This is a genomic window from Nocardioides sp. cx-173 (assembly GCF_021117365.1).
In the GTDB taxonomy this organism is placed as follows: Bacteria; Actinomycetota; Actinomycetes; order Propionibacteriales; family Nocardioidaceae; genus Nocardioides.
The window spans coordinates 3,637,158-3,660,914 of record NZ_CP088262.1 but is presented as its reverse complement, the minus strand read 5'-3'; the positions used below and the strand labels follow the sequence as shown (position 1 = coordinate 3,660,914).

At 72.2% G+C, this 23,757-nt stretch carries 23 protein-coding genes; 10 read left to right on the top strand and 13 right to left on the bottom strand.

Annotated elements, in window-relative coordinates:
- Positions 1-252: 252 nt before the first annotated feature.
- From LQ940_RS17900 to typA, 3 genes are all read right to left on the bottom strand, one after another.
- Complete coding sequence (locus LQ940_RS17900) at positions 253-1,680, bottom strand: MFS transporter (protein WP_231244262.1); 1,428 nt, start codon at positions 1,678-1,680, stop codon at positions 253-255.
- A 151-nt stretch (positions 1,681-1,831) separates the two neighbouring features.
- Positions 1,832-3,796, bottom strand: coding sequence for an MFS transporter (locus LQ940_RS17895; protein WP_231244261.1), 1,965 nt, complete (start codon positions 3,794-3,796; stop codon positions 1,832-1,834).
- A 21-nt stretch (positions 3,797-3,817) separates the two neighbouring features.
- On the bottom strand, positions 3,818-5,704 hold the full coding sequence (gene typA, locus LQ940_RS17890; protein ID WP_231244260.1) for a translational GTPase TypA: 1,887 nt from the start codon (positions 5,702-5,704) through the stop codon (positions 3,818-3,820).
- Positions 5,705-5,888: 184 nt separating this feature from the next.
- Here typA and LQ940_RS17885 point away from each other — a divergent pair, with 184 nt between their 5' ends.
- The 3 genes from LQ940_RS17885 (at position 5,889) to LQ940_RS17875 (ending at position 10,617) form a co-directional block, all read left to right on the top strand.
- Positions 5,889-6,773, top strand: coding sequence for a pyruvate, water dikinase regulatory protein (locus LQ940_RS17885; RefSeq protein WP_231244258.1), 885 nt, complete (start codon positions 5,889-5,891; stop codon positions 6,771-6,773).
- Complete coding sequence (ppsA, locus tag LQ940_RS17880) at positions 6,770-9,160, top strand: phosphoenolpyruvate synthase (RefSeq protein ID WP_231244257.1); 2,391 nt, start codon at positions 6,770-6,772, stop codon at positions 9,158-9,160. The genes LQ940_RS17885 and ppsA overlap by 4 nt, the downstream gene beginning before the upstream one ends.
- Before the next feature lie 122 nt (positions 9,161-9,282).
- Positions 9,283-10,617, top strand: coding sequence for a protealysin inhibitor emfourin (locus LQ940_RS17875; RefSeq protein WP_231244256.1), 1,335 nt, complete (start codon positions 9,283-9,285; stop codon positions 10,615-10,617).
- Between the two features lie 6 nt (positions 10,618-10,623).
- On the opposite strand, the gene LQ940_RS17870 is transcribed toward LQ940_RS17875, so the two are convergent.
- Positions 10,624-11,313 (bottom strand): aspartate/glutamate racemase family protein, encoded by a 690-nt coding sequence (locus tag LQ940_RS17870; protein ID WP_231244255.1) that lies wholly within the window; start codon positions 11,311-11,313, stop codon positions 10,624-10,626.
- Positions 11,314-11,358: 45 nt separating this feature from the next.
- Positions 11,359-12,111, bottom strand: a complete 753-nt coding sequence (locus LQ940_RS17865; protein ID WP_231244254.1) for an SDR family oxidoreductase — start codon at positions 12,109-12,111, stop codon at positions 11,359-11,361.
- 47 nt (positions 12,112-12,158) lie between these two features.
- Here LQ940_RS17865 and LQ940_RS17860 point away from each other — a divergent pair, with 47 nt between their 5' ends.
- From LQ940_RS17860 to LQ940_RS17850, 3 genes are all read left to right on the top strand, one after another.
- On the top strand, positions 12,159-12,506 hold the full coding sequence (locus LQ940_RS17860; RefSeq protein WP_231244252.1) for a hypothetical protein: 348 nt from the start codon (positions 12,159-12,161) through the stop codon (positions 12,504-12,506).
- Positions 12,507-12,620: 114 nt separating this feature from the next.
- Positions 12,621-13,880, top strand: a complete 1,260-nt coding sequence (gene mshA / locus LQ940_RS17855) for a D-inositol-3-phosphate glycosyltransferase (RefSeq protein WP_231244251.1) — start codon at positions 12,621-12,623, stop codon at positions 13,878-13,880.
- Positions 13,877-14,434, top strand: a complete 558-nt coding sequence (locus LQ940_RS17850; protein ID WP_231244250.1) for a YbjN domain-containing protein — start codon at positions 13,877-13,879, stop codon at positions 14,432-14,434. The genes mshA and LQ940_RS17850 overlap by 4 nt, the downstream gene beginning before the upstream one ends.
- 27 nt (positions 14,435-14,461) lie before the next feature.
- Here LQ940_RS17850 and LQ940_RS17845 read toward each other — a convergent pair whose 3' ends face one another.
- The 3 genes from LQ940_RS17845 to LQ940_RS17835 form a co-directional block, all read right to left on the bottom strand.
- A complete protein-coding gene (locus tag LQ940_RS17845) occupies positions 14,462-15,409 on the bottom strand; it encodes a DMT family transporter (protein WP_231244249.1) in 948 nt (315 codons plus the stop codon).
- Positions 15,410-15,610: 201 nt separating this feature from the next.
- Positions 15,611-16,288, bottom strand: coding sequence for a response regulator transcription factor (locus LQ940_RS17840; protein ID WP_231244248.1), 678 nt, complete (start codon positions 16,286-16,288; stop codon positions 15,611-15,613).
- On the bottom strand, positions 16,285-17,442 hold the full coding sequence (locus LQ940_RS17835) for a sensor histidine kinase (RefSeq protein ID WP_231244247.1): 1,158 nt from the start codon (positions 17,440-17,442) through the stop codon (positions 16,285-16,287). The genes LQ940_RS17840 and LQ940_RS17835 overlap by 4 nt, the downstream gene beginning before the upstream one ends.
- 122 nt (positions 17,443-17,564) lie before the next feature.
- Between LQ940_RS17835 and phoU the strand changes: the two genes are divergently transcribed.
- Positions 17,565-18,233 carry a phosphate signaling complex protein PhoU gene (gene phoU / locus LQ940_RS17830; protein ID WP_231244246.1) on the top strand — a complete coding sequence of 223 codons (669 nt, stop codon included), beginning with the start codon at positions 17,565-17,567 and terminating at the stop codon, positions 18,231-18,233.
- 73 nt (positions 18,234-18,306) lie between these two features.
- Here phoU and LQ940_RS17825 read toward each other — a convergent pair whose 3' ends face one another.
- The 3 genes from LQ940_RS17825 to LQ940_RS17815 all read right to left on the bottom strand — a co-directional run bounded on the left by LQ940_RS17825 (position 18,307) and on the right by LQ940_RS17815 (position 20,663).
- Positions 18,307-19,050 carry a phosphoglyceromutase gene (locus LQ940_RS17825; RefSeq protein WP_231244245.1) on the bottom strand — a complete coding sequence of 248 codons (744 nt, stop codon included), beginning with the start codon at positions 19,048-19,050 and terminating at the stop codon, positions 18,307-18,309.
- Positions 19,050-19,694 (bottom strand): hypothetical protein, encoded by a 645-nt coding sequence (locus LQ940_RS17820; protein ID WP_231244244.1) that lies wholly within the window; start codon positions 19,692-19,694, stop codon positions 19,050-19,052. Before LQ940_RS17820 ends, LQ940_RS17825 begins: the two co-directional genes overlap by 1 nt.
- Before the next feature lie 72 nt (positions 19,695-19,766).
- Positions 19,767-20,663 (bottom strand): UbiA family prenyltransferase, encoded by an 897-nt coding sequence (locus LQ940_RS17815; protein WP_231244243.1) that lies wholly within the window; start codon positions 20,661-20,663, stop codon positions 19,767-19,769.
- Between the two features lie 208 nt (positions 20,664-20,871).
- Between LQ940_RS17815 and LQ940_RS17810 the strand changes: the two genes are divergently transcribed.
- Genes LQ940_RS17810 through LQ940_RS17800 form a run of 3 tightly spaced genes read left to right on the top strand, consistent with a single transcriptional unit; the run spans position 20,872 to position 22,649 of the window.
- Positions 20,872-21,357, top strand: a complete 486-nt coding sequence (locus LQ940_RS17810) for a CarD family transcriptional regulator (RefSeq protein WP_231244242.1) — start codon at positions 20,872-20,874, stop codon at positions 21,355-21,357.
- A gap of 59 nt (positions 21,358-21,416) precedes the next feature.
- The gene (locus LQ940_RS17805; RefSeq protein WP_231244241.1) at positions 21,417-21,923 is read left to right on the top strand and encodes a hypothetical protein; all 507 of its coding nucleotides are present in this window, start codon (positions 21,417-21,419) and stop codon (positions 21,921-21,923) included.
- A gap of 45 nt (positions 21,924-21,968) precedes the next feature.
- Positions 21,969-22,649 carry a 2-C-methyl-D-erythritol 4-phosphate cytidylyltransferase gene (locus LQ940_RS17800; RefSeq protein WP_231244240.1) on the top strand — a complete coding sequence of 227 codons (681 nt, stop codon included), beginning with the start codon at positions 21,969-21,971 and terminating at the stop codon, positions 22,647-22,649.
- Here LQ940_RS17800 and LQ940_RS17795 read toward each other — a convergent pair.
- Both LQ940_RS17795 and LQ940_RS17790 read right to left on the bottom strand, forming a co-directional pair.
- Entirely contained in the window at positions 22,636-22,944 is a 309-nt protein-coding gene (locus LQ940_RS17795) for a hypothetical protein (RefSeq protein WP_231244239.1), read from the bottom strand. The genes LQ940_RS17800 and LQ940_RS17795 overlap by 14 nt on opposite strands.
- Positions 22,941-23,747: an IspD/TarI family cytidylyltransferase gene (locus tag LQ940_RS17790; RefSeq protein ID WP_231244238.1), complete on the bottom strand. Its 807-nt coding sequence runs from the start codon at positions 23,745-23,747 to the stop codon at positions 22,941-22,943. The genes LQ940_RS17795 and LQ940_RS17790 overlap by 4 nt, the downstream gene beginning before the upstream one ends.
- Positions 23,748-23,757 lie beyond the last annotated feature (10 nt).

The following is a 23,757-nucleotide window of genomic DNA, read 5'->3' as shown; positions in this document are numbered from 1 at the left end:
GGGAGCCGTGAGTTTCGCGCGGGTCGCGTGACGGGTGGTACGCCGCCTGCGGGGGGAGCGAGTTTCACCGGGTGCCCGGTGAAACTCACGGCTCCCCGACGAACCTTTGTACGGGAGCCGTGAGTTTCGCGCGGGTCGCGTGACGGGTGGTACGCCGCGGCTGCCGCGCTCGCGCCGCGCCGCCGGCCCGCGCCGCGCCGCCGGCCCGCGCCGCGCCGCCGCGCCCGCCGCGCCCGCACGCGCCGGCCGGCCTCAGGCCGCAGCGGCGGCGCGGCGGGGGATGGCGAGGGTGAGGGCCATGCCGAGGAAGGCGGCGCCGGCGCCGATGAGGAAGCCGACCACCATGGCGTCCTCCGAGGGCACCGGGAAGCCGTGGACGTCGGTGACCGAGGCCGCCAGGATGCTGGCGACGAGCGCGGCGGCGGTGGTGGTGCCGATCGAGCGCATCAGGGCGTTGACGCCGACGGCGGCGCCGGAGTCGGAGGCGGGCACGGCGTCCATGATCAGCGCGGGCATCGCGGCGTAGCCGATGCCGACGCCGGCCGAGGTCACGCACGAGACGACGAGCAGGTGCCAGGGGGCGCCGTGGATGGCGACGGCGACCAGGTAGCCGCTGCCGAGCACGGCGGCGCCGACGGCGAGCGTGACGCGGGGGCCGTAGCGCGCGATCAGGGCGCTGGAGAGCGGGGCGAAGGCCATCATGACCAGCCCGGCGGGGGCCGTCCAGAGGCCGGCGGCGACCATCGACTGACCGAGGCCGTGGCCGGTGAGCTCGGGCAGCTGCAGCAGCTGCGGCACGATGATCGCCTGGGCCATCATCCCGAAGCCGATCGCCACGGCGGCGATGTTGGTGAGGAGGACCGGGCGGCGCGCGGTGACGCGGAGGTCGCAGAGCGGGGCCGGGTGGGCGAGCTCGTATCGGCCCCAGGCCACCAGCACGACGAGCCCGACGACGAGGAACGACCACGGGCGTGCGGTGTCCCAGCCCCACTCGCGGCCCTTGGTGACGGCCACGAGCACGGCCACCAGCCCGACGGCGATGCCCAGCGCGCCCACGAGGTCCAGCCGGGCTCGCCGGGCGGCCGGCACGCGCGGGATGAGGAGCGCGACGGGCAGCGCCGCGAGGACGGCCAGGACGGTCGAGAACCAGAAGAGCGCGTGGAAGTCGTAGCTGTCGGCGATCCACGCCGCCAGCGGGAGGCCGATCGAGCCGCCCACCCCGAGGGTGGCGCTCACGGCGGCCATGGCCGTGCCGGTGCGCCCCGGCGGCACGACGTCGCGGATCAGGCTGATGCCGACCGGTACGAAGCCCATGGACAGCCCCTGCAGCGTGCGGCCGGCCAGCATGGGCAGGAGCGTGTCCGAGAGGGCGCAGACGAGCGAGCCCACGAGCAGGATGAGGGTGCTGACCAGCAGCACACGCTGCTTGCCGAACAGGTCGCCCAGGCTGCCCGCGATCGGCATCGCCACCGCGCCGGCCAGCAGGGTCGCCGTGACCACCCAGGACGCGTTGGCCGCAGACGTCGACAGGAGTACCGGCAGCTCCCCCTGGAGTGGGATCACGAACGTCTGGGTGAGCGAGGTGATCATGCCGCCGAAGCACAGGACCGCGACGGTCAGGACCGGGCGGCCTGCGGTGTCCGGCACGGCGTGCGTGGCGGAGGTGGAGACGCTGGTCACGAAGGTCCTCGGGGTTGCGGCTGGCAGAACGCTCACCTTAACTAATTAGTTGCCGACGACAACCGTCCCTCCATGGGAGATGCGTCACTCCGGGCGGGGCGAGGCGGGGCGAGCGGGGGCCGGAGGTGGGGGAGGGGATGCCGCGTGCCGCTCAGGCGAGCGGGGTGCCCAGGACCAGGTCCACGTCGCGCGCGGCCTCCCAGACCGTGATCGGCCGGGCGCCGATGGCGCCGTCGCGGGAGGCGACCGTCAGCACGTAGCGTCCGCTCGGCGGCCGAGGGATCTCGTAGCGGCCCTCGTGGTCGGTGCGGATGGTGGCCACGGCCTCACCCGAGTGGCGGGTCAGCACGACCAGGGCGTCGACCACCGGCGCGCCCTCGCCGTCGGTGACCACGCCCGCGAGGCGCAGGCGGTCGCGCAGGACGATCGGCGGCACCGGAGTCTCGCGGTCGAGGTGCATCATCCGGGACCGGGGCTGCCAGCCGTCGGCGGTGGTCACGACCAGGTAGTCCGCGGCGGTGGGGATCGCGGCGTTGAACCAGCCGTCGGAGTCGGCCTGGCCCCAGTCCACCGGCTCTCCCTGCGGGGTCAGGACGGTGACGACGGCGGTCCGGATGGGACGGGCGCTCGCGTCGAGCACCTGGCCGCGCACGACCTGCACGGGACGTCCCGCGCCCGCCGTGCCGGAGCGGTCGCCCTCCTCGGCGTAGTCCTGCATGCGGAGCATCGGGACGCCGATCAGCGTGGCGCAGAGCGACGCGACGGCGGCCAGCCACAGCAGCGTGTTCAGGCCGCTCTGGCTGGGCAGCACCTGAGCTCCGACCGTGATCACCGACGCGCTCGTGACCGCCGCGGTCGTGGCGCTGGCGGTCGAGGTCCCGAAGGCGCGCAGCAGCACGTTGAGGCCGTTGGCCGAGGCCGTCTCGGTCACGGGTACGGCGCGCATGAGCAGCGTCGGCAGTGCGCCGTACATCATCGCGGTGCCGACGCCGACGACCACCGAGCCGATGACGACCTGGGTGAGGTTCTCGCTGAGGAACACCCGGGCGGCGTAGGTCACCGCCATGATGGCCGCGCCGGCGATCATCGTGACCTGGGGGCCGACCCGGCGGATCAGCCACGCCGAGGCGGGAGCCATCAGGCCGAACGCCGCGGCGTTCGGCACCATCCACAGCCCGGTGTGCAGCGTGTCGAGGCCCAGGCCGTACCCGGACTCCTTCGGGACCTGCAGGAACTGGGTGGTGAGGAGCATGTTGACGAACATCGCGAACCCGGCCATGACCGAGACGACGTTGACCAGCAGCACCGCGGGGCGGCGCGCGACCCGGATGTCGACCAGGGGGCTGGGCGTCCGCAGCTGGAGCGGGATCCAGAACGCGAGCACCGCGAGGCCGACTACGGCCAGGCCGAGGGTGGTCGGCGAGCCCCAGCCCCACTGCGCGCCCTTGGACAGCGCGAGCAGCATCGCGGTCAGCGCCGTGGTGAGCAACACGGCGCCGCGTACGTCGAACGCGCCCCGCGTGCGGACGGGGGACTCCGGCAGCAGGACGAGCGCGGCCACCAGCAGGGCGCTGCCCACCACGCCGGTCACCCAGAAGATGGCGTGCCAGTCCAGGTGCTCGACGAGCAGGCCCGAGAGCGGCAGGCCGACGCCGGCGCCGATCGCGAGGGTGGCGCTCATCAGCGCGACGCCGAGCGGGACCCTCTCGCGCGGCAGCTCGTCGCGCATGATCGCGATGCCGACCGGGACCACCGCCATGCCGACGCCCTGGAGCGCGCGGGCGCCGATCAGCAGCGGCAGGACGTCACTGAGGGCGCCGAGCAGCGAGCCCAGCACGGTGATCGCCAGCGTCAGGGCCATCATCCGGCGCTTGCCGTACATGTCGGCCAGCCGGGAGATGGTCGGCGTGGCGACCGCCCCGGTCAGCAGGGTCGCGGTCACCAGCCAGGACGCGGAGTCCGCCGTGGTGTCGAGGTACTCGGGCAGCAGCGGCAGGAGCGGCAGCAGCAGGGTCTGCTGCAACGACACCACGATGCCGCACAGCGACAGGGTGGCGACGACGACCGCCGGGCTGCTCCGGGGGCGTGTCTCGAGCGACGCTGTGGGAGCGCTCATCCGGTCGCGACTACCGACCGGCTACTTGCTCTTGCGCGCGCGGCTCGCGATCTTGGCCCGCTCGTTGGCGTCGAGGATCACCTTGCGGATGCGCACCGACTCCGGGGTGACCTCGACGCACTCGTCCTCGCGGCAGAACTCCAGGCACTGCTCGAGCGAGAGCTTCTTGGGCGGGATGAGCTTCTCGAAGTTGTCGGAGGTGGCGGAGCGGATGTTGGTCTGCTGCTTCTCCTTGGTGATGTTGACGTCCATGTCGTCGGCGCGGGAGTTCTCGCCGATGATCATGCCCTCGTAGACCTCGGTGGTGGGCTCGACGAACATCACGCCGCGCTCCTGCAGGGAGGTCATGGCGTACGCCGTGGCCGCACCCTTGCGGTCGGCGACGAGGGAGCCGTTGTTGCGCGAGCGGATCTCTCCGGCCCACGGCTCGTACTTCTCGAAGATGTGGTGGGCGATGCCCGTGCCGCGGGTGTCGGTGAGGAACTCCGTGCGGAAGCCGATCAGGCCGCGCGCCGGGACCAGGAACTCCATGCGCACCCAGCCGGTGCCGTGGTTGGTCATCGACTCCATGCGGCCCTTGCGGGTGGCGAGGAGCTCGGTGATCGTGCCGAGGTACTCCTCGGGGGCGTCGATGGTCAGGCGCTCGACCGGCTCGTGGACCTTGCCGTCGATGTCCTTGGTGACCACCTGCGGCTTGCCGACGGTGAGCTCGTAGCCCTCGCGGCGCATCTGCTCGACCAGGATCGCCAGGGCGAGCTCGCCGCGGCCCTGGACCTCCCAGGCGTCGGGGCGCTCGGTGTTGAGGATCTTGAGCGAGACGTTGCCGATGAGCTCCTGGTCGAGGCGGTCCTTGACCAGGCGGGCGGTGACCTTCGAGCCCTTGACCCGGCCGACCAGCGGCGAGGTGTTGGTGCCGATGGTCATGGAGATCGCCGGCTCGTCGACGTGGATGAGCGGCAGCGCGACCGGGTTCTCCGGGTCGGCGAGGGTCTCGCCGATGGTGATCTCCGGGATGCCGGCGATGGCGACGATGTCGCCGGGCCCGGCCTCGGTGCCGGGCTTGCGCTCGAGGCCCTCGGTGACGAGGAGCTCGGTGATCTTGACGGTCTTGACGTCGCCGTTGCGGCGCATCCAGGCGACCTGCTGGCCCTTCTTGAGCCGGCCCTCGTGGATGCGGACCAGCGCGAGGCGGCCCAGGAACGGCGAGGCGTCGAGGTTGGTGACGTGCGCCTGCAGCGGCGCGCCCTCGGTGTACTCCGGCGCCGGGATGGTGTCGACGATGGTCTTGAAGAGCGGCTCGAGGTCCTTGGCGTCGGGCAGCGTGCCGTTGGCGGGCTGCTCGAGGGAGGCGATGCCGGCCTTGCCGCTCGCGTAGACGACGGGGAAGTCGAGGGCGTCCTGGCCGTGCGACTCGTCGAGCAGGTCCATGAAGAGCTCGTAGGTCTCGTCGACGACCTCCTCGATGCGGGCGTCGGGGCGGTCGACCTTGTTGACCACGAGCACGACCGGCATGTCGGCGTTGAGCGCCTTGCGCAGCACGAAGCGGGTCTGGGGGAGCGGGCCCTCGGAGGCGTCGACGAGCAGCACGATGCCGTCGACCATCGACAGGCCGCGCTCGACCTCGCCGCCGAAGTCGGCGTGGCCGGGGGTGTCGATGATGTTGATCGTCATGCCCTCGGGCGCCGAGGGGCCGTTGTAGTGGATCGCGGTGTTCTTCGCGAGGATCGTGATCCCCTTCTCGCGCTCCAGGTCGCCGGAGTCCATGACCCGCTCGGCGACGCTCTCCGCCTCGTGGGCGGTGAAGGCGCCGGCCTGGCGCAGCATCGCGTCGACGAGGGTGGTCTTGCCGTGGTCGACGTGCGCGACGATGGCGACGTTGCGCAGGTTGGCGGTCTTGGTGGCAGACATGGGTGTACGGCGACTCTTCCAGTGGAGGTTCAGGGGGCCCGATGGGCCTCAGGGAGTCTAGTCGGGGTCGGGGTCGGTGCCTGCATCGGCGAGCGTGCGCCGTACGTGATCCGGGCGGTGTCTCGTGCAGGCGCCGGGTTTGGGACGATGCTCCATCACGCGTCACCAATGGGAGGATGCACACGTGAGCAGTCCGTCGCCCGAGCGCGTGGTCCCGGTGTTCTTTCTGTCCGACAGCACGGGCATCAGCGCGGAGACGATGGGCAACGCGCTGCTCATCCAGTTCCCCGACCAGGTGTTCGAGCGCACCGTGATCCCGTTCATCTCCTCCGTGGAGGATGCCCGGCGGGTGGTGGACATCCTGGACGAGGCGATGAACGGGCCGGTGACCCCGTTGGCGTTCACCACCGCCGCCGAGGACGTCATCCGCAACGAGCTGCTCAAGACCAAGGCGCCGCTGATCGACTTCTTCGGGATGCACATGGACGCCGTGGAGGCGATCCTCGGCCAGCGCGGCATCCGCCAGCCGTCCCGGCTGCACGGCGTCGGCGATATCAAGCGCTACAACACCCGCATGGCCGCGGTCGAGTTCACGATCGAGCACGACGACGGCCAGAGCGTGCGCGCCCTCGACAAGTCCGACGTGATTCTGCTGGCGCCCTCACGCTGCGGCAAGACGCCGACCAGCATGTACCTCGCGCTGCAGCACGGGCTGTTCGTCGCCAACTACCCCCTCGTCGACGAGGACCTGGAGTCCTCCGAGCTGCCCCGCCCGGTGCGCGACCTGAAGGAGCGGTGCTTCGGCATCACCACCAGCGTCGACCGCCTCAGCCGGATCCGCAATGAGCGGCGCCCCGGCTCCCGTTACGCCACCCCCGAGCAGTGCCGCTGGGAGCTGCGCCGCGCGAACGACATCTTCGCGGCGCACGGGGTGCCTGTCATCGACTCCTCGGCCAAGTCGGTCGAGGAGATCTCCACCCTCATCCTGCAGACCCTGAAGAAGAACGGCGGCGTCCCGAGCCGTCAGCGCTTCAAGGCCCGGGACAACCACCGAAGTGAGCAGCCATGACCACTCCCTCCCGCAACGTCCGCTGGTTCTCCGAGCTGGGCCTCGGTGACCTCGAGCAGGTCGGCGGCAAGAACGCCTCACTCGGCGAGATGGTCTCCCACCTGACCGACCTCGGGGTGCGGGTGCCCGACGGCTTCGCGACGACGGCCGAGGCCTTCCACCGCTTCATCGGGGACACCGGGCTGGCCGAGCGGATCGCCGGCCTGCTCGACGGCCTGGACACCGACGACGTACGCCGCCTGGCCGAGGTCGGCCGGGAGATCCGCGAGGCGGTCGTCGGCCAGCCCTTCCCCGAGGACCTCGAGGCCGAGGTGCGGGCGGCGTACGAGCGGCTCGCGGCCGAGAGCGGCGGGGAGGAGGCGTCGTTCGCCGTCCGCTCGTCGGCCACCGCCGAGGACCTCCCCGACGCGTCGTTCGCGGGGCAGCAGGAGACCTTCCTCAACGTCCGCGGCATCGACGCCGTGCTGCTGGCGATCCGCGAGGTGTTCGCCTCGCTCTACAACGACCGCGCGATCGCCTACCGCGTGCACCACGGCTTCGCCCACGCCGACGTCGGCCTGTCCGCCGGCGTCCAGCGTATGGTGCGCTCCGACATCGGCTCCTCGGGCGTGATGTTCACGATGGACACCGAGTCGGGCTTCCAGGACGCGGTCTTCATCACCTCGGCCTACGGGCTCGGCGAGGGCGTCGTGCAGGGCGCGGTCAACCCCGACGAGTGGTACGTCTACAAGCCCGCGCTGCGCGCCGGCCGGCCGGCCGTGCTGAAGCGCGGCGTCGGGGACAAGGCCACCAAGATGGTCTACACCTCCGACACGACGGTCGGCCGCACCACGGAGTTCGTCGACGTCGACCCCGCCGACCGGCGGCTGCTGAGCCTCACCGACGAGGAGGTCCAGGAGCTCGCCCGTCACGCGCTGGTGATCGAGGAGCACTACGGCCGGCCCATGGACATCGAGTGGGGCAAGGACGGCGTCGACGGGCAGCTCTACGTGCTCCAGGCCCGCCCGGAGACCGTCGAGTCGCGCCGCACGGGCGCTCAGGAGCGGTTCCGGATGCAGGGCTCCGGGCCGGTGCTCGTCGAGGGGCGCGCGATCGGGCAGAAGATCGGCGCCGGCGCCGTACGCGTGATGACCTCGATCGAGGACATGCACGAGTTCCAGGAGGGCGAGGTCCTGGTCGCCGACATGACCGACCCCGACTGGGAGCCGATCATGAAGCGGGCCTCGGCCATCGTCACCAACCGCGGCGGCCGCACCTGCCACGCGGCGATCATCGCGCGCGAGCTCGGCATCCCGGCGGTCGTCGGCAGCGGCTCGGGCACGCGTGATCTCGCCGACGGCCGCGAGGTCACGGTCTCGTGCGCCGAGGGCGACACCGGCCTGGTCTACGAGGGCCTGCTCGACTTCTCGGTGGAGCGCACCGAGCTGGACGCCATGCCCGACGTCCCCGTCAAGATCATGATGAACGTCGGCACGCCCGAGCAGGCGTTCTCGTTCGCGCAGCTGCCCCACAAGGGCGTCGGGCTGGCGCGGCTGGAGTTCATCATCAACCGCCAGATCGGGATCCACCCCAAGGCCCTGCTCGACCTGGCGGCCGATCCCGAGAGCCTCGACCCCGCGCTGCGGGAGCGGATCACCGAGACCATCGCGGCGTACCCCGGCCCGCGCGAGTTCTTCGTGCAGCGCGTCGCCGAGGGGATCAGCATGCTGGCGGCGGCGTTCGCCCCCGAGCCGGTCATCGTGCGGATGTCGGACTTCAAGTCCAACGAGTACGCCAACCTCGTGGGCGGCGAGGCCTACGAGCCGCACGAGGAGAACCCCATGCTCGGCTACCGGGGTGCCTCGCGCTACCTGTCCGCCGAGTTCGCCGACTGCTTCGCGATGGAGTGCGAGGCGCTGCGCCACGTGCGCGACGAGATGGGGCTGAGCAACGTCTGGGTGATGATCCCGTTCGTGCGCACCCTCGCCGAGGCGCGCGGGGTCATCGAGCTGCTCGGCAAGCACGGCCTGGTCCGCGGCGAGAACGGGCTCAAGGTCGTGATGATGTGCGAGGTGCCCTCCAACGCGGTGATCGCCGAGCAGTTCCTGGAGTACTTCGACGGCTTCTCGATCGGCTCCAACGACATGACCCAGCTGACTCTGGGCCTGGACCGCGACTCGGCACTGGTGGCGGAGGGCTTCGACGAGCGCGACCCCGCCGTGCTGCACATGCTCGAGCTGGCGATCACGGCCTGCAAGAAGCAGGGCAAGTACGTCGGCATCTGCGGCCAGGGCCCCTCGGACCACCCCGAGCTCGCCGAGTGGCTCCTGGGCCAGGGCATCGAGTCCATGTCGCTCAACCCCGACACCGTCGTGGACACCTGGCTGCGCCTCGCCAAGCTCTCCTGACCCTCCCACCGCTGACCCGTCAGAAACTTTCTGACGGGTCAGCGGTGATTTCGTGCAGTTGGTGACGGGTCGGCGGGGATCGAAGGGTTGTGGGTGTCGGCGGCGTGGGGTTTCGTGAGGGGATGTCTCGGAACCACTGCTTCGTGCCGCCCTACCTGCTCCACCGACTGATCGAGGCCCGCCCCGACCTGGGGGAGCGGTGGGCGGCGGCGACGCTGGCCGAGGACGAGCGGCTGCGCTCGCAGCGGCTGCTGCGGGTCGGGGCGCCGCGGCCGGGCGAGGCGGCCGCCGGTGGTCCGGCCTGGGTGGTGCACACCGCCGGCAACGAGACCTCGCTGCCCGGCGAGGTCGTGCGCTCGGCCGGCGAGGCCGCCAGCGGGGACGCCGCGGTCGACGAGGCGGCGGCCGGGGCGGCGGGCTCGCTGGCGCTGTTCGAGGAGGTCTACGGACGCTCGTCGTACGACGACGCGGGCGCGCGCGTGTCGCTCACCGTCCACTACGGCCGCGACTACGCCAACGCGTTCTGGGACGGCACCCAGCTGGTCTTCGGCGACGGCGACGGGGAGGTGTTCGAGCGGTTCACCAAGCCGGTCGACGTCCTCGCCCACGAGTTCACGCATGCCGTCACCGAGTACACCGCGGCGCTGGAGTACGAGGGCCAGTCGGGCGCGCTCAACGAGTCGGTCAGCGACGTCTTCGCCGCCTGCCTCAAGCAGCGGCTGCTCGGGCAGCGCCCGGTGGAGGCCGACTGGCTGATCGGGGAAGGGCTGTTCCTGCCCGGTGTGCAGGCGCGTGGCCTGCGGGACATGGCCAACCCCGGCACGGCCTACGACGACCCGGCGCTGGGGCGCGACCCGCAGCCGGCGCACCTGGACGACTACGTCGAGACCACCGAGGACTACGGCGGGGTGCACCTCAACTCCGGCATCCCCAACCGTGCCTTCCACCTCGCCGCGCTCGCGATCGGCGGCACGAGCTGGGAGGGGGCGGGCCGGGTCTGGTACGCCGCGCTGACCGGCGGGCGGGTCACCGCACGCACCGGCTTCGGCGCGTTCGCCGCAGCGACGGTGGTGGCCGCCCGCGGGCTCGGCGGCGACGAGCAGGCCGAGCAGGTCGAGGGGGCCTGGGCGGAAGTCGGGGTCACGCCGGCGGCCTCCGAGGCCGCGCCCGGGGTCCCGGCACCGGTGGGGGAGCCGCGGCGCGTGCGGGTGCGCCGGGGCGGCGGCTTCGCGGGCCGGAGCACCGAGGCGGAGGTGGACCTGGACGGCGACGACGAGCGCGCCGGCGAGCTGCGCGACCTGGTGTCGCGCATCGACCTGGCCGGGCTACGAGCGAGCCGGCCGCAGCCGGACCGGTTCGTCTACGACCTCGACCTGGCCGGCAGCACCGCGCGGGTGCTCGAGCAGGACCTCACCGACGACCTGCGCCGGGTCGTCCGGCTGGTGCTCGAGAGCTGAGCCGGATCAGCCGAGCGCGCGGTCGAGTGCCGCCGCGACGTGCAGCGTCGTACAGGGGAACAGCGGCAGCTCGGAGTCGGGCTGGTGCACGAGCAGCTCGAGCTCGGTGCAGCCCAGCACGAGGCCGCCGGCGCCGGCGTCCCAGAGCTCCTCGATGAGCCCGACGACCTGGCGGCGGGAGCTGTCGAGCACCTTGCCGTGCACCAGCTCGTCATAGATGACCCGGTTGAGGGCCGCGTGGTGGCGGGCGTCGGGCACGTGCACCTCGAGCCCGTGGGCGGCGAGGCGGTCGGTGAAGAAGGAGCGCGACATCGCGAACGTGGTGCCGAGGAAGCCGACCGAGGTGACCTGCTGGGCCCGGCAGGCCTCCGCGACCACGTCGGCGAGGTGGAGCAGGGGGATGTCCACGGCGGCCGCCACCTGCTCGGCGACGCGATGGAAGGTCGTGGTGCAGAGCATCAGGAAGTCGGCGCCGGCGCGCTCGACCCCCTGGGCGGCGGTGATCAGGATCTGCGCGACGTCGTCCCAGCGCTCCTGCTCCTGCAGGGCGGTGACCTCCGCGAAGTCCACGCTCGCGAGCACCGTGCGCGCCGAGCTCAGCCCGCCGACCCGCTGCTCTACGCCGAGGTTGAGAGCCTGGTAGTAGACGGCGCTGCTCTCCCAGCTCATGCCGCCGACGAGTCCGATGGTCTGCACGCGCTGAAGTCTGCCACCAACTCGCCTGGGCGGGGACCGGGGCGCTCAGTCGCGCGGCACCCGGTGCACCTTGTGCTGCGCGGCCTGGGCCCGCGGCCGGATGACCAGCTCGTCGATGTTGACGTGCGGGGGACGGGTGACCATCCACCCGATCGCGTCCGCGACGTCCTGCGCCGTCAGCGGCTCCGCCACGCCGTCGTAGACGGCCTCGGCCCGCTCCCGGTCGCCCTCGAAGCGCACCAGCGCGAACTCGTCGGTCTTCACCATGCCCGGGGCGATCTCGCACACCCGCACGGGCTGGTCCCAGAGCTCCAGGCGCAGGGTCTCGGTGACCACCTGGGTGCCGTGCTTGGCGGCGGTGTAGCCGGCGCCGCCCTCGTAGGCGATGCGGCCGGCCGTCGAGCCCACGTTGAGGATCACACCGGCGCCCGAGGCGACCAGTGCCGGCAGCAGCGCCCGGGTGACCTGCATCAGGCCGATCACGTTGACCTCGTACATCCGGCGCCACTCGTCGCTGTCGGCCTGCGCCACCGGAGAGGAGCCGAAGGCTCCGCCGGCGTTGTTGACGAGTACGTCGAGCCGGTCGCCGACCCGCGCGGCCAGCGCCGCGACCTGCTCCTCGGAGGTCACGTCGCACACGACCGGCGTACCCCCGATCTCGGCGGCGAGCGCCTCGACCCGGTCGGCACGCCGGGCGGCGCAGTAGACGTGGAAGCCCGCGTCGGCGAGCGTGCGGGCGGTGGCGGCGCCGATGCCGCTGCTGGCGCCGGTGACGACGGCGGTAGGTGAGGAGGTCATGGGCGTCATTGTGGCCGCCGGCCCGGCGGGGGTGGCAGACTCCCCCCGTGCACCTCATGCTCGTGGCCCGTGTCGCCGGCGTCCTGGGCGGCCTGGCCTGGGTCGTCCGCCACGTCGCGGACGTCGAGGCGCTGCGCTGGCCGGGGCTGATCCTGCTCGCCGTGGCCCTGGCGGCGTACGGCGCCGGGCTGGTGAGCCGCAGCGCCACGTGGCTGCGGGCGATCGTGGCGCTCTGCCTTCCGCTGCTGGTCTGGTCGGTGGTCGAGGTGGCCCACGGCTCCGGTGACGACTCGCTCGTGGACGCCGTGACCGGCGCGGCGGTCGCGCTGGTGAGCCTGGCCGGGATGGTGCGTGCGCGGGCCGCCCGCCAGCCGGCCGGCGCGCACGCCGCCTGACCGACTGCGGCCCCGCGGGAATCAGCGGCGCCCCTTCGTGGTTGGTTGAGCGGGGGACGTTGGGCACCGGTGCCCCGACACCGGGCCCTGCAATGGGGACAGACGAGGAGCGAGATGCAGCCGATCCGGCGGGTGGCGATGGTCAGCCTGCACACCTCGCCGCTCGACCAGCCGGGCACCGGCGACGCGGGCGGCATGAACGTCTACGTGATGGAGCTCGCCACGCGGCTCGCACGCCAAGGCATCGAGGTCGACATCTTCACGCGCGCCACCAACTCGGCGCTGCCGCCGCTCGTCCAGGCGGCCGACGGGGTCGCGGTCCACCACATCCACGCCGGCCCCTTCGAGGGCCTCACCAAGGACGAGCTGCCCGGCCAGCTCTGCGTCTTCGCCCGCGAGGTGCTGCGCGCCGAGGCCGCCCAGCCGCTGGGCCACTACGACGCCGTGCACTCCCACTACTGGCTCTCCGGCCAGGTCGGCGCGCTCGCCCGCGATCGCTGGGGGGTGCCGCTCGTGCACTCGATGCACACCATGGCCAAGGTCAAGAACGCCGCGCTCGCCGAGGGCGACAAGCCGGAGCCGGTCGCGCGGATCATCGGCGAGGAGCAGGTGGTCGAGGCGTCCGACGTACTCCTGGCCAACACCGCCCTCGAGGCCCGGCAGCTCATCGACCTGTACGACGCGGAGCCGGCCCGCGTCGAGGTGGTGCACCCCGGCGTCGACCTGACCGTCTTCCGCCCCCTCGACCAGGGCGAGGTGCGCGCCTCGCTGGGGCTGCCCGCCGACGCCCAGGTGCTGCTCTTCGCGGGCCGCATCCAGCCGCTCAAGGCGCCCGACGTGCTTCTGCGCGCCGTGGCCGTGCTGCTCGAGCGCGACCCGCTGCTGCGCTCGCGCCTGGTGGTGCCCGTCGTCGGCGGCCCCTCCGGCTCCGGGCTCGACCGACCGGAGTCGCTGGCTGCCCTGGCCTGTGAGCTCGGCATCGACGACGTGGTGCGGTTCGTGCCGCCGGTCTCGCAGGGCGAGCTGGCGCGCTGGTACGCCGCCGCGACCCTGGTCGCCGTCCCCTCCTACAACGAGTCGTTCGGCCTGGTCGCCGCCGAGGCGCAGGCCACCGGCACACCCGTGGTCGCCGCGGCCGTGGGCGGCCTGACGACCGTCGTCCGCGACCAGCACAGCGGCTTCCTCGTCGACGGCCACGACGCCGGCGACTGGGCCACCGTGCTGGCCCGCCCCCTCGCGGACCACGAGCTCCTGCTGCGGCTGCAGGCCGGGGCGCTCGAGCAGGCCCGGCAGTTCTCCTGGGAGGCCACCGCCGCGCAGACCCTGGCCGTCTACGAGCGCGCCCACAGCCTCATGCGAGAGTCGGTGTCGTGAGCAGCTACCCCCCGGCCGACCTGGTCCGTGACTACCTGCGCGACAACGAGATCGAGTTCGAGGAGAGCGACGAGGGCGTCTTCTCGCTCACCCTGCCCGGTGAGAAGAAGCTCCAGACCGCCGTACGGCTCGACGTGGGACCGCACGCCCTCGGCGTGCACGCGTTCGTCTGCCGCAAGCCCGACGAGAACCACGAGCGGGTCTATCGCTGGCTGCTCGAGCGCAACCTGAAGATGTACGCCGTCGCGTTCGCCGTCGACCGGCTGGGCGACATCTACCTCGACGCCCGGCTGCCGCTCGCCTCGGTCAGCCCGGACGAGCTGGACCGGCTGCTCGGCTCGGTCCTGACCTACGCCGACGACTCGTTCAACTCGATCCTCGAGCTCGGCTTCGCGGGGTCGATCCGCAAGGAGTGGGAGTGGCGCAAGCTGCGCGGGGAGCCCACCCACAACCTCGAGGCGTTCCGCGGGTGGCTCGAGGCGGAGGACGCGCAGGCCCTGGCGGGCACTTCGGGGACTGAGGAGTCGGTCGCAGGGGACGCCGACCGGCCCTAGCGCGGCGGCGCTCAGGGGTCGCGGCGCTCAGGCCGGCGCGGGGGCGTCCCGGGCGGGGGTGCGGGGCTTGCGCCGCGCCACGGCGACACCGACCAGCGCGAGCGCGCCGCCGACGTACGCCATGGCCGGCGGGACCTCGTCGAGGAAGACCAGCCCCATCACGATGGTGATCGGGGGGACCAGGTACGTCGTGACGCCCAGGCTGCTGGCCGTCATGTGCTGCAGCGCGTAGGCGTAGGTGGTGAACGCGATGGCCGTGGGGAACAACCCGAGGTAGACCACCCACAGGATCGACGAGGTGGGCGCGGCGGCCACCTCGCTCGCGAGCGCGGGCGCGAACGGCAGGCAGGCGAGGGCGCCGACGGTGCACGCCAGCCACGTCACGTGCAGTGCCGAGAGGCGGGCGACGAGCGGCTTCTGCAGGATCAGGCTGATGGAGTAGACCACGGCCGAGACCAGGCACAGCCCGACGCCGAGCAGGTCGCGGTCGCCGCCGCCGCTCGGCGACGTGCTGAGACCGATCACGGCGACGCCGCCGAACGCCAGCGCCAGGCCGAGGCCGAGGTAGACGGTGAAGCGCTCGGAGAGGAAGACCGCCGCCAGGAGCGCGATCAGCACGGGGGAGACCTGGATCAGCATCGCCGCGGTGCCGGCGTCGACGCGCTGCTCGCCCTCGTTGAGCGCGACGTTGTAGACGCCGAACCACAGCACGCCGATCGTCACCAGCGAGACCCACTCGCGTCCGGTCGGTCGCGGCAGGCCGCGGCTGAGCGCCAGCGCGCCCAGCGCCAGCGCGCCGACCGCCGTACGCCCGAGGGAGAGGGGGCCGGCCGAGAAGTCCGGGCCGAGGTGGCGGATCGCCACGAACGCCGAGGCCCACAGCACCAGCGTCGTCGCGACCGCGGCCACCGGCAGCCAGCTCGCCGGCGAGGTGAGATCCTGGGTGCGCGGCTCGGGCGCCGTCGTGCTCGTCACCGCCCCAGCCTATTGACCCCCTCCCGTCGCAGACACGCGGTTTTCGGACGGGGATGCGCGAGATGCGGACAGTCGTCCGACGCGGTGAGTTTCACCGGGTGCCCGGTGAAACTGGATCCTCCCGCACGAAACTTCGTACGGGAGGCAGGAGATTCACCGGGGGCCCGGTGAATCTTGTGACTCGGCGCGCGCACCCCGCCGCTACAAGTCGAGCTTGTACCCCAACCCGCGGACGGTGACCAGGTACCTCGGCTCGCTGGGCTCCGGCTCCAGCTTGGCGCGCAGACGCTTCACATGGACGTCGAGGGTCTTGGTGTCGCCGACGTAGTCGGAGCCCCAGACGCGGTCGATGAGCTGGCCGCGGGTGAGCACCCGGCCGGCGTTGCGCAGGAACATCTCGAGGAGCTCGAACTCCTTCAGCGGCAGCCGCTGCTCGTGGCCCTGGACGGTGACGACGTGGCGCTCGACGTCCATGCGCACCGGGCCGGCCTCGAGCGTGTCGGGGGAGACCTCGGCGTCCTGGCCGCGGCGCAGGACGGCGCGGATCCGGGCGACGAGCTCGCGCGGCGAGTAGGGCTTGGTGACGTAGTCGTCGGCACCGAGCTCGAGGCCGACCACCTTGTCGACCTCGTCGTCCTTGGCGCTGACCATGATCACCGGCACCTTGGAGGTCTGGCGGATGGTCCGGCAGACCTCGGTGCCGGGGATGCCCGGGAGCATCAGGTCGAGCAGCACGATGTCGGCGCCGTGGCGGTCGAACTCGCTCAGCGCCGCGTGGCCGTCGGCGGCGATGGCGACCTCGAAGCCCTCCTTGCGGAGCATGTAGGCGAGTGCGTCGCTGTAGCTCTCTTCGTCCTCGACGACGAGTACCCGCGTCATTGAACCTCCTCCTGGAGCTGCCGATCGGATGCCCCGCTTCCGGCATGGTGGGGCAGCGAGAGGGTGAACGTCGAGCCCTGTCCTTCGGCGGACCAGACCCGGATCTCGCCGCCGTGGGTGGCGGCGACGTGCTTGACGATGGACAGGCCGAGGCCGGTGCCGCCGGTGGAGCGGTGTCGCGCCGGGTCGACCCGGTAGAAGCGCTCGAAGATCCGGTCGATCTCCGTGGTGGGGATTCCGATGCCCTGGTCGACCACGGAGACCTCGACGATCTCGTCCGCGCGTCGGGTGGTGACCAGCACCGTGGACTCCGGCTCGGAGTACGCCACCGCGTTGGCGACCAGGTTGGCGACGGCGGCGGTGATCTGCTCGTCGTTGCCGAGCACGGTCAGCCCCGACGGACCGCTGTTGACGATGCGGATGCGCTTGGCGGAGGCGTCGATGGCGCTGGTGTCCATGGCCACCTCGATCACGTGGTCCAGGGACACCGGCACGGGGGAGTCGAGCGGGTCGTCGCCCTGCAGCCGCGACAGCTCGATCACCTGGTGCACCAGCTGCGAGAGCCGGTCGCTCTCGTGGAGCATCCGGTCTGCGAACCGCGTCACCGCGACCGGGTCGTCGGCCGCCTCGTGCACCGCCTCGGCGAGCAGCCGGATGGCGCCCACCGGCGTCTTCAGCTCGTGGCTCACGTTGGCCACGAAGTCGCGGCGTACGGCCTCGACGCGCCGCTCCCGGGTGCGGTCCTCCACCAGCGCGAGCACCAGGCGCGACCCCAGCGGCGCCACCCGGGCCGTGAGGTGGCGGTCCGGTCCGACGGCGCGCGCCATCACCAGCTCCGACTCGCGGATCTGCCCGTCGCGGCGTACCTGGCGCACCAGGTCGGCCAGCTCGTGCGAGACCAGCTGCGTGCCGCGGACGAGCCCGAACGAGTACGCCGGCGCGGACGCCTTCAGCACGACATCGGCCTCGTCGACGACGAGGGCGCTGCTGCGCAGGACCGAGAGGACGGCGGCGACCCCGGGCGGGACCACCGGCTCCTCCGCGGCGGGCGAGCGCTGCTGCTGGCGCTCGCTGACCGCCCAGGCGAGAACGCCGCCGCCCGCGACGAGGGCCCCCGCCAGTGCGGCGAGGAACGCCTGCGTCGTCGGGTCCACGAGGTGAATCGTACGGCCGCGTCCATCCCCTGATCGGCCCGCGGGAGCCAGGCCTCGCAGTGTTCACCCGGCGTTCATGCGTCCGCTCCGGCTGGACACCTCCGCCTCCTAGGGTCCGGGCCATGCGCGAGCTCTTCCATGACCAGCTGGACGCGATGTTCGCCGACCTCGCCGGCATCTGCGGCCAGGTCGAGACGGCCGTCGGCCAGGCCACCGAGGCCCTGCTGACCGGCGACGCCGCCGTCGCCGAGCAGGTGATCAGCGGCGACGTCGAGATCGACCGGGCCCGCGAGAAGGTCGAGGACGACGCCTTCGCGCTGCTGTCGCTGCAGCAGCCGGTGGCCGGCGACCTGCGCACGGTCGTCGCCGCGCTGCGGATGGTGACCGAGCTGGAGCGGATGGGGGACCTGTCGGTCCACGTGGCCAAGATCGCCCGGCTGCGGGTGCCCCAGGTCGCCGTACCGAGGGAGATCGAGCCGACCGTCAGCCGCATGGCCGCCGTCGCCGAGGACATGGTGCGCCGGGTCTCGCAGATCATCACCGGCCGCGACGTCGAGGCCGCGATCGAGCTCGGACGCGACGACGAGGTGATGGACCAGCTGCGGCGTCAGAGCTTCACCGAGCTGCTCTCCGCCGACTGGCCGTACGGCGTCGAGGCCGCCGTCGACATCGCGCTGCTCGGCCGCTACTACGAGCGCATCGCCGACCATGCCGTCTCGGTCGCCCACCGCGTCGTCTTCGTCGTCACCGGCGTCAACCCGAGCTCGGTCGATGCGTCACCGGTGGGATAGTCCCGGACGTTTGTGCTGTTGAAAACCCTCTGGGGCAACACAATCGTCAGGGACTACCCCGAACGTCGATCTGTCAGCGACCCTGGTTGGCGACGGCGGCGGCGGCAGCAGCAGCGGCCTCGGGGTCGAGGTAGGTGCCGCCTGCGGTGAGCGGGGTGAAGGTGTCGTCGAGCTCGTAGACCAGGGGCATGCCGGTGGGGATGTTGAGGCCGGCGATGTCCTCGTCGCTGATGCCGTCGAGGTGCTTGACGATGCCGCGCAGGCTGTTGCCGTGGGCGGCGACCAGCACCGTGCGACCGGCCGTCAGATCGGCGGTGATGTCGGACTCCCAGTACGGCAGCATCCGGGCGATGACGTCCTTGAGGCACTCGGTACGGGGCATCTCGTCGCCGAGGTCGGCGTACTGCGGCAGGCCCACCTGCGACCACTCGTCGTTGTCGGCGAGGGGCGGCGGGGGCGTGTCGAAGCTGCGGCGCCAGAGCATGAACTGCTCCTCGCCGTACTCCTCGAGCGTCTGCTTCTTGTTCTTGCCCTGCAGCGCCCCGTAGTGGCGCTCGTTGAGGCGCCAGGACCGCTTGACCGGGATCCAGTGGCGGTCGGCGGCGTCGAGGGCGAGGTAGGCGGTGTTGATGGCGCGACGCTGCAGCGAGGTGTGGACGATGTCGGGCAGGACGCCGGCCTCGCGCATCAGCTCGCCGCCGCGGACGGCCTCCGCGCGGCCCTTCTCGGTCAGCGCGACGTCGACCCAGCCGGTGAAGAGGTTCTTGGCGTTCCACTCGCTCTCGCCGTGGCGGAGCAGGATCAGGGTGTGGCTCATCAGTGCGCCTCGTCCACTTCGGTGTCGCACGACCAGGCCGTGGTCTTCTCGGCCGCCTCGTCGGTGGGCTCGGTCGACGGCTCGTCGCCGGCGCTCGCGGTCTCGCTGGGATCGCTGGTCTCGCTGGTCTCGCTGCTGCTCGCGGACGGGGAGCCGGACGAGGACGCCGACGGGGCGCTGTCGAGCTCCTCGTAGAAGCCGCACTCGCGCACGACCGGGACCTCGACGTCGACGCGCTCCCCGCTGTCGAACTCGAACACCACGTCCACGACGTCGCCGGGTCGGAAGTCGCCCTCGACGCGGATGCCGTCCCCGATGTCGGCAAGCTTGACGGCGCCGCGCCCGGTGATCTCGGCCGGCTCGATCTCGCCGGCGCTCAGCTCGACCTCGCCACCGCTGGTGACGCTGGCCAGCTGGGCCTCGTCGTCGGTGTTGTTGGCCAGGGTGCCGCTCAGCGTGCCGGTGCCCTCGCTGCCGGAGATGATGACCGCGCCGAGCACGTCGACGTCGCCGTCGCGGTTGGTGCCTCCGTGCTGGACGGTGTTGATGCGGTCGGTCGAAAGGTTGAACCCGCAGGAGCTGAGGGCGGGGGTGGCGAGCAGGAGCGCTCCTGAGGCGAGCAGGAGCTTGCTGCGGTGATGCATCGTCAGAGCCTTCGGTTCGATCGGGCGCCGCACGGCGAGGATGGGGCTCAGCCTAGTGCCCTCGCCGAGGGGTCAGCGGGCCAGGCCGGAGTACGTCGCCGCGAAGGCGATCGCCACGAGCACGGCCATGGTGTAGACCCCCGACAGGACCAGCAGTCGGGTGGCGCCCACCCGGAGCCCCAGCTTGAGCGGCAGATAGGTCCAGCCGTCGTCGTTGTCGGGCACCAGACCCCAGAGAGCACGCAGGAAGTGCACCCCGATGCCGAGCAGGGCGAACAGGACGACCATCAGTGTGCTGGGCGGGTCGCCCTCGAACTGCCCGCCCCATCCGCCGTAGGACAGGTAGGCCGGCAACAGGCCCCACGAGACGGCCCAGGGCAGCCAGGAGAGGAAGCCGGTGCGCAGGACGACGTTGCCCATGATCGCGACGACCAAGGACACCAGGTAGGCGCTGCCGGCCGTGATCCCGGAGGTGACGGCCAGCGGCACGACCAGCAGGACGGCGCACGTGAGGGCGAACCACACGGTGCCGGGGTCCAGCTGCTCGCGTGCCAGGGGCTTGCCGGGTACGTCGTGGCGCGCGTCGCGCTGCCGGTCGACGAGGTCGTTGTGCCAGCCGATGATCGCCTGGCCGACGAGGACGGTCGCGCCCACCACGAGCACCTCGCGCGTCGGGCGACCCGACAGGGCGGCCGCGGCCGCCACGAACAGGGCGGTCAGGATCGCCTGGCGCGGGTGGGCGGCCTGGACCAGCAGGACCGGGCCGCGCTCGGCCAGGCGCAGCCGTCCCGCCCCCCGCCGCGGCGGCGCGGGCTCCGAGGGCTCCGATGGCCCCGAGGGGTCCCGGTCGACGTCCTCATCCGGGGTGCGGGTGAGGGTCGCCCGGGGCTCCTCGACCGTCTCGACGGTCTCCTCGGCCGGTGTCTCCCCGGCGGAGCTGCGTCGCCTCCAGCGCTGGGTCTTCGCCATCCGTGCAGTATCGACCACGACGTGCACAGGGTGGGAGAAATGCCGCCGAACGCGCCATATTCGGGGCCTCCGGGCACGGATGGAGAAGGGCTCGACCACAGGAATTCGATTTCGTCAAGCCTGCTTCAAGCCTCTGACCTGCGCAAACGCCAACGGCGCCGACACGCGGGCGTGTTAGAATGGACCCCTAGGAAGGGGTTCATCACATATGACTTTCACCGTCGGCGAAACGGTTGTTTACCCAAATCACGGGGCTGCAGTCATCGAGGACATCGAGATGCGGACCATCAAGGGCGAGGATCGTGAGTACCTCGTTCTCCGGATCGTCGCCCAGCAGGATCTGGTCGTGCGCGTGCCTGCGTGCAACCTGGACCTGGTCGGCGTCCGTGACGTCGTGGACAAGGCGGGGCTCGACCGCGTCTTCGATGTCCTGCGTGCTGCCCATGTGGAGGAGCCGACCAACTGGTCGCGCCGCTACAAGGCCAACCTGGAGAAGCTGCACAGCGGCGACGTCATGAAGGTTGCCGAGGTCGTGCGGGACCTGTGGCGCCGCGAGCGCGACCGCGGCCTGTCCGCGGGCGAGAAGCGGATGCTCGCCAAGGCGCGCCAGATCCTGGTCTCCGAGCTGGCCCTGGCCGAGCACACCAACGAGGACAAGGCCGAGGCCATCCTCGACGAGGTCCTCGCCTCCTGAGCTGAGCTCTTCGAAGGCCCCCGGCACCCGCCGGGGGCCTTCGACGTACCTTGGGCCACGTGGACGACGACCTCACCGCGCTCGGCGCGATCATCGAGCAGGACCGCGGCTCGCTGCCGTTCGCGCTGATCCACGGTGAGGCGCTGGTGACCTGTGCCGTGTGGGCGCTGGGCGAGGCCGGGGTCACGCCCGTGGACCTCGGGACCGAGTGGGCCGGCGTCGTCGACGCCGAGGAGCCCTTCGTGCTCCACGACAGCCTGTGCCCGATGACGCCCGCGGAGTTCATCGCCTCCTGCGTTCGGCTCGCCGTCGAGCGGGACCGCGTGGTCGTCGGCGTGCTTCCCGGCGCGGACGGCGCCGAGGTGGTCGCCTCGCCCGTGGTGCTCCCCGCCTCCGTGGTGCGGGCCATCGAGGAGCCGCCGGCTGCGGACTTCGAGGCCCTGGTGACGTGGCTGCGTCGCGACTTCGAGGTGGTGACGGTGCCGGCGCCGGCCACGGCCCGGCGAGTCCGGTCGGTGGCCGACGTCGCCGAGCTCGAGGCCCTCACCCGGCCCACTCGCGCCTGACCGGCTCGTGACCGCGACTCGGCCACCGCCTACGGTGGGGGCGCCATGAGTACGCCCGTCGCCCGCCCCGACCACGCGGTGCTGCCGTTGGTCGGCCGGGGGGACGTCCCGTTCGCGCTCCTGCACCGGCGGCCGCTGCACGTCCATGCGGTGCGTGCCCTCGTGGAGCTCGGCTCGCGCGCCATCTCGGTGCTCGTCGAGCCGCACCAGCGCGAGCAGGTACGCCGTGAGGTCGCCCGCGCGGCCCCGATGGCCCGTGTCCTCGAGGTGGACGAGTGGTGGACCGAGGTGGTCGCGGCGCCCACCGGTCTGCTCGTCCATGACCCGCTTTGCCCGCTTGCCTCGCCCGGCTTCCTGGCCTCGGTCGCCGACGAGGCCGAGCGCACCGGGATCTCCGCGGTGGCGTTCCGGCCGGTCACCGACACGGTCAAGACCGTCGTCGAGGACCGGATCCAGGGCACCATCGACCGGGAGGGGCTGGCCGGCCTGATCGCGCCGGCGGTCGTGGCCCGGGGGGTGGTCGAGTCCGCCGACGGTCCGCCGCCGCTCGGCGACTTCGGCGAGCTGGTCACCTGGATGCGCGCGCGGGGCGAGGTCTCCTTGGTCAAGGGGCCCTCGCTGGCGCGCCGGGTCGACGACACCTCGGCGGTCAACCTGCTGGAGTGCGTCGACGAGCTGCGCCGGCAGGTGCGCGCCGAGGACCACGCCCCCCTCAGCGACGGATGAGCTCGCGCAGCTCGTGCAGGAACTTGGCCGGCTGCCGCAGCACCGCCGCCGGCAGCCCGACCAGGAAGCCGCGCGGGTTGCGGGCCGCGCGGTGCCACATCCGGCGCGGCTTGCTCGTGAGGCGATGCTCGAGGTCGAGGGCGTAGGCCGGCAGCAGCGCCCGGTGCGAGAGCTCGAGGTGGCTGCCGCAGCGGGTGCAGCGCACCGACTCCAGCAGTCGGCCGGCGTAGTGGAACTCGTGGTCGGTGACGGTCTCGCAGCTGTCGCAGCGCAGGTCCGCGTGCTCGACGCTCATGCGAGCTCCCCGGTGTGCCACAGGTCGCCCAGGTGCCGGCGGCCCCGCGCCGGCGCGGGCGCGCGCTCGAGGCCGCCGGACAGGTCCCACGACGCCTTGGCGAGCAGCCGCTCCGCCAGGAACAGGTCCTCGGGGAAGGTGATCTTGATGTTGCCCGCGTCGCCGGGCACGCAGCGGACGGGGACGTCGGTGTAGCGCTCCATGCAGCTCGCGGTGTCGGTCCCGACGAAGCCGTCCGCCGCGGCCTGGCGGTAGGCGGCCAGGAGCGGCCGCGCGGCGAAGGCCTGCGGAGTCTGCACGGCCACGACCCGGTCCGGCGCCGACTCGGCGCCGTCGAGGGAGGTGAGGTGGCCCTGGTCCCGGACCGGGATGGCGCCGCCGTGCTCCGCCGCCGCCGCGATGACGGCGGCGAAGAGCGCCGTCCCGGCCAGGGGCCGGGCGGCGTCATGGATCACGACCACGTCGACCTCACCGCTCTCGATGGCGGGGGCGAGGCTCTGCAGGGCCTCCCACTCGGAGCCGTGGCGGCTGTCGCCACCCGTGACGACCGTGACGTCCGGCGGCTCGACCTCGCGGTCGACCGTGGCCAGCACCTGCTCGCGGTCCTGCTCCCGGATGACCAGCAGCGTCCGGGTGACCGACGGCAGCCGCCGGGCCCAGTCGAGCGACCAGGTGAAGACCCGCCTGCCGGCCAGCGGCAACAGCACCTTGTTGGTGTGGTGGCCGGTACGGCGGCCCTCCCCGGCCGCCAGCATCACCAGCGCGGCCCGCGGGGAGGCTGGGTCGGAGAGGGGCGTGGCCACCCTCCGAGCC

Excerpts from the sequence above, each read along its gene's own strand:
- LQ940_RS17800 (WP_231244240.1), top strand. The coding sequence starts at position 21,969 with ATGAGTACGCCCGTCGCCCGCCCCGACCACGCGGTGCTGCCGTTGGTC.
- LQ940_RS17895 (WP_231244261.1), bottom strand. The coding sequence starts at position 3,796 with ATGAGCGCTCCCACAGCGTCGCTCGAGACACGCCCCCGGAGCAGCCCG.
- LQ940_RS17875 (WP_231244256.1), top strand. The coding sequence starts at position 9,283 with ATGTCTCGGAACCACTGCTTCGTGCCGCCCTACCTGCTCCACCGACTG.
- LQ940_RS17795 (WP_231244239.1), bottom strand. The coding sequence starts at position 22,944 with ATGAGCGTCGAGCACGCGGACCTGCGCTGCGACAGCTGCGAGACCGTC.
- LQ940_RS17810 (WP_231244242.1), top strand. The coding sequence starts at position 20,872 with ATGACTTTCACCGTCGGCGAAACGGTTGTTTACCCAAATCACGGGGCT.
- LQ940_RS17820 (WP_231244244.1), bottom strand. The coding sequence starts at position 19,694 with ATGCATCACCGCAGCAAGCTCCTGCTCGCCTCAGGAGCGCTCCTGCTC.
- LQ940_RS17825 (WP_231244245.1), bottom strand. The coding sequence starts at position 19,050 with ATGAGCCACACCCTGATCCTGCTCCGCCACGGCGAGAGCGAGTGGAAC.
- LQ940_RS17840 (WP_231244248.1), bottom strand. The coding sequence starts at position 16,288 with ATGACGCGGGTACTCGTCGTCGAGGACGAAGAGAGCTACAGCGACGCA.
- phoU (WP_231244246.1), top strand. The coding sequence starts at position 17,565 with ATGCGCGAGCTCTTCCATGACCAGCTGGACGCGATGTTCGCCGACCTC.
- mshA (WP_231244251.1), top strand. The coding sequence starts at position 12,621 with ATGCAGCCGATCCGGCGGGTGGCGATGGTCAGCCTGCACACCTCGCCG.
- ppsA (WP_231244257.1), top strand. The coding sequence starts at position 6,770 with ATGACCACTCCCTCCCGCAACGTCCGCTGGTTCTCCGAGCTGGGCCTC.
- LQ940_RS17865 (WP_231244254.1), bottom strand. The coding sequence starts at position 12,111 with ATGACCTCCTCACCTACCGCCGTCGTCACCGGCGCCAGCAGCGGCATC.
- typA (WP_231244260.1), bottom strand. The coding sequence starts at position 5,704 with ATGTCTGCCACCAAGACCGCCAACCTGCGCAACGTCGCCATCGTCGCG.
- LQ940_RS17815 (WP_231244243.1), bottom strand. The coding sequence starts at position 20,663 with ATGGCGAAGACCCAGCGCTGGAGGCGACGCAGCTCCGCCGGGGAGACA.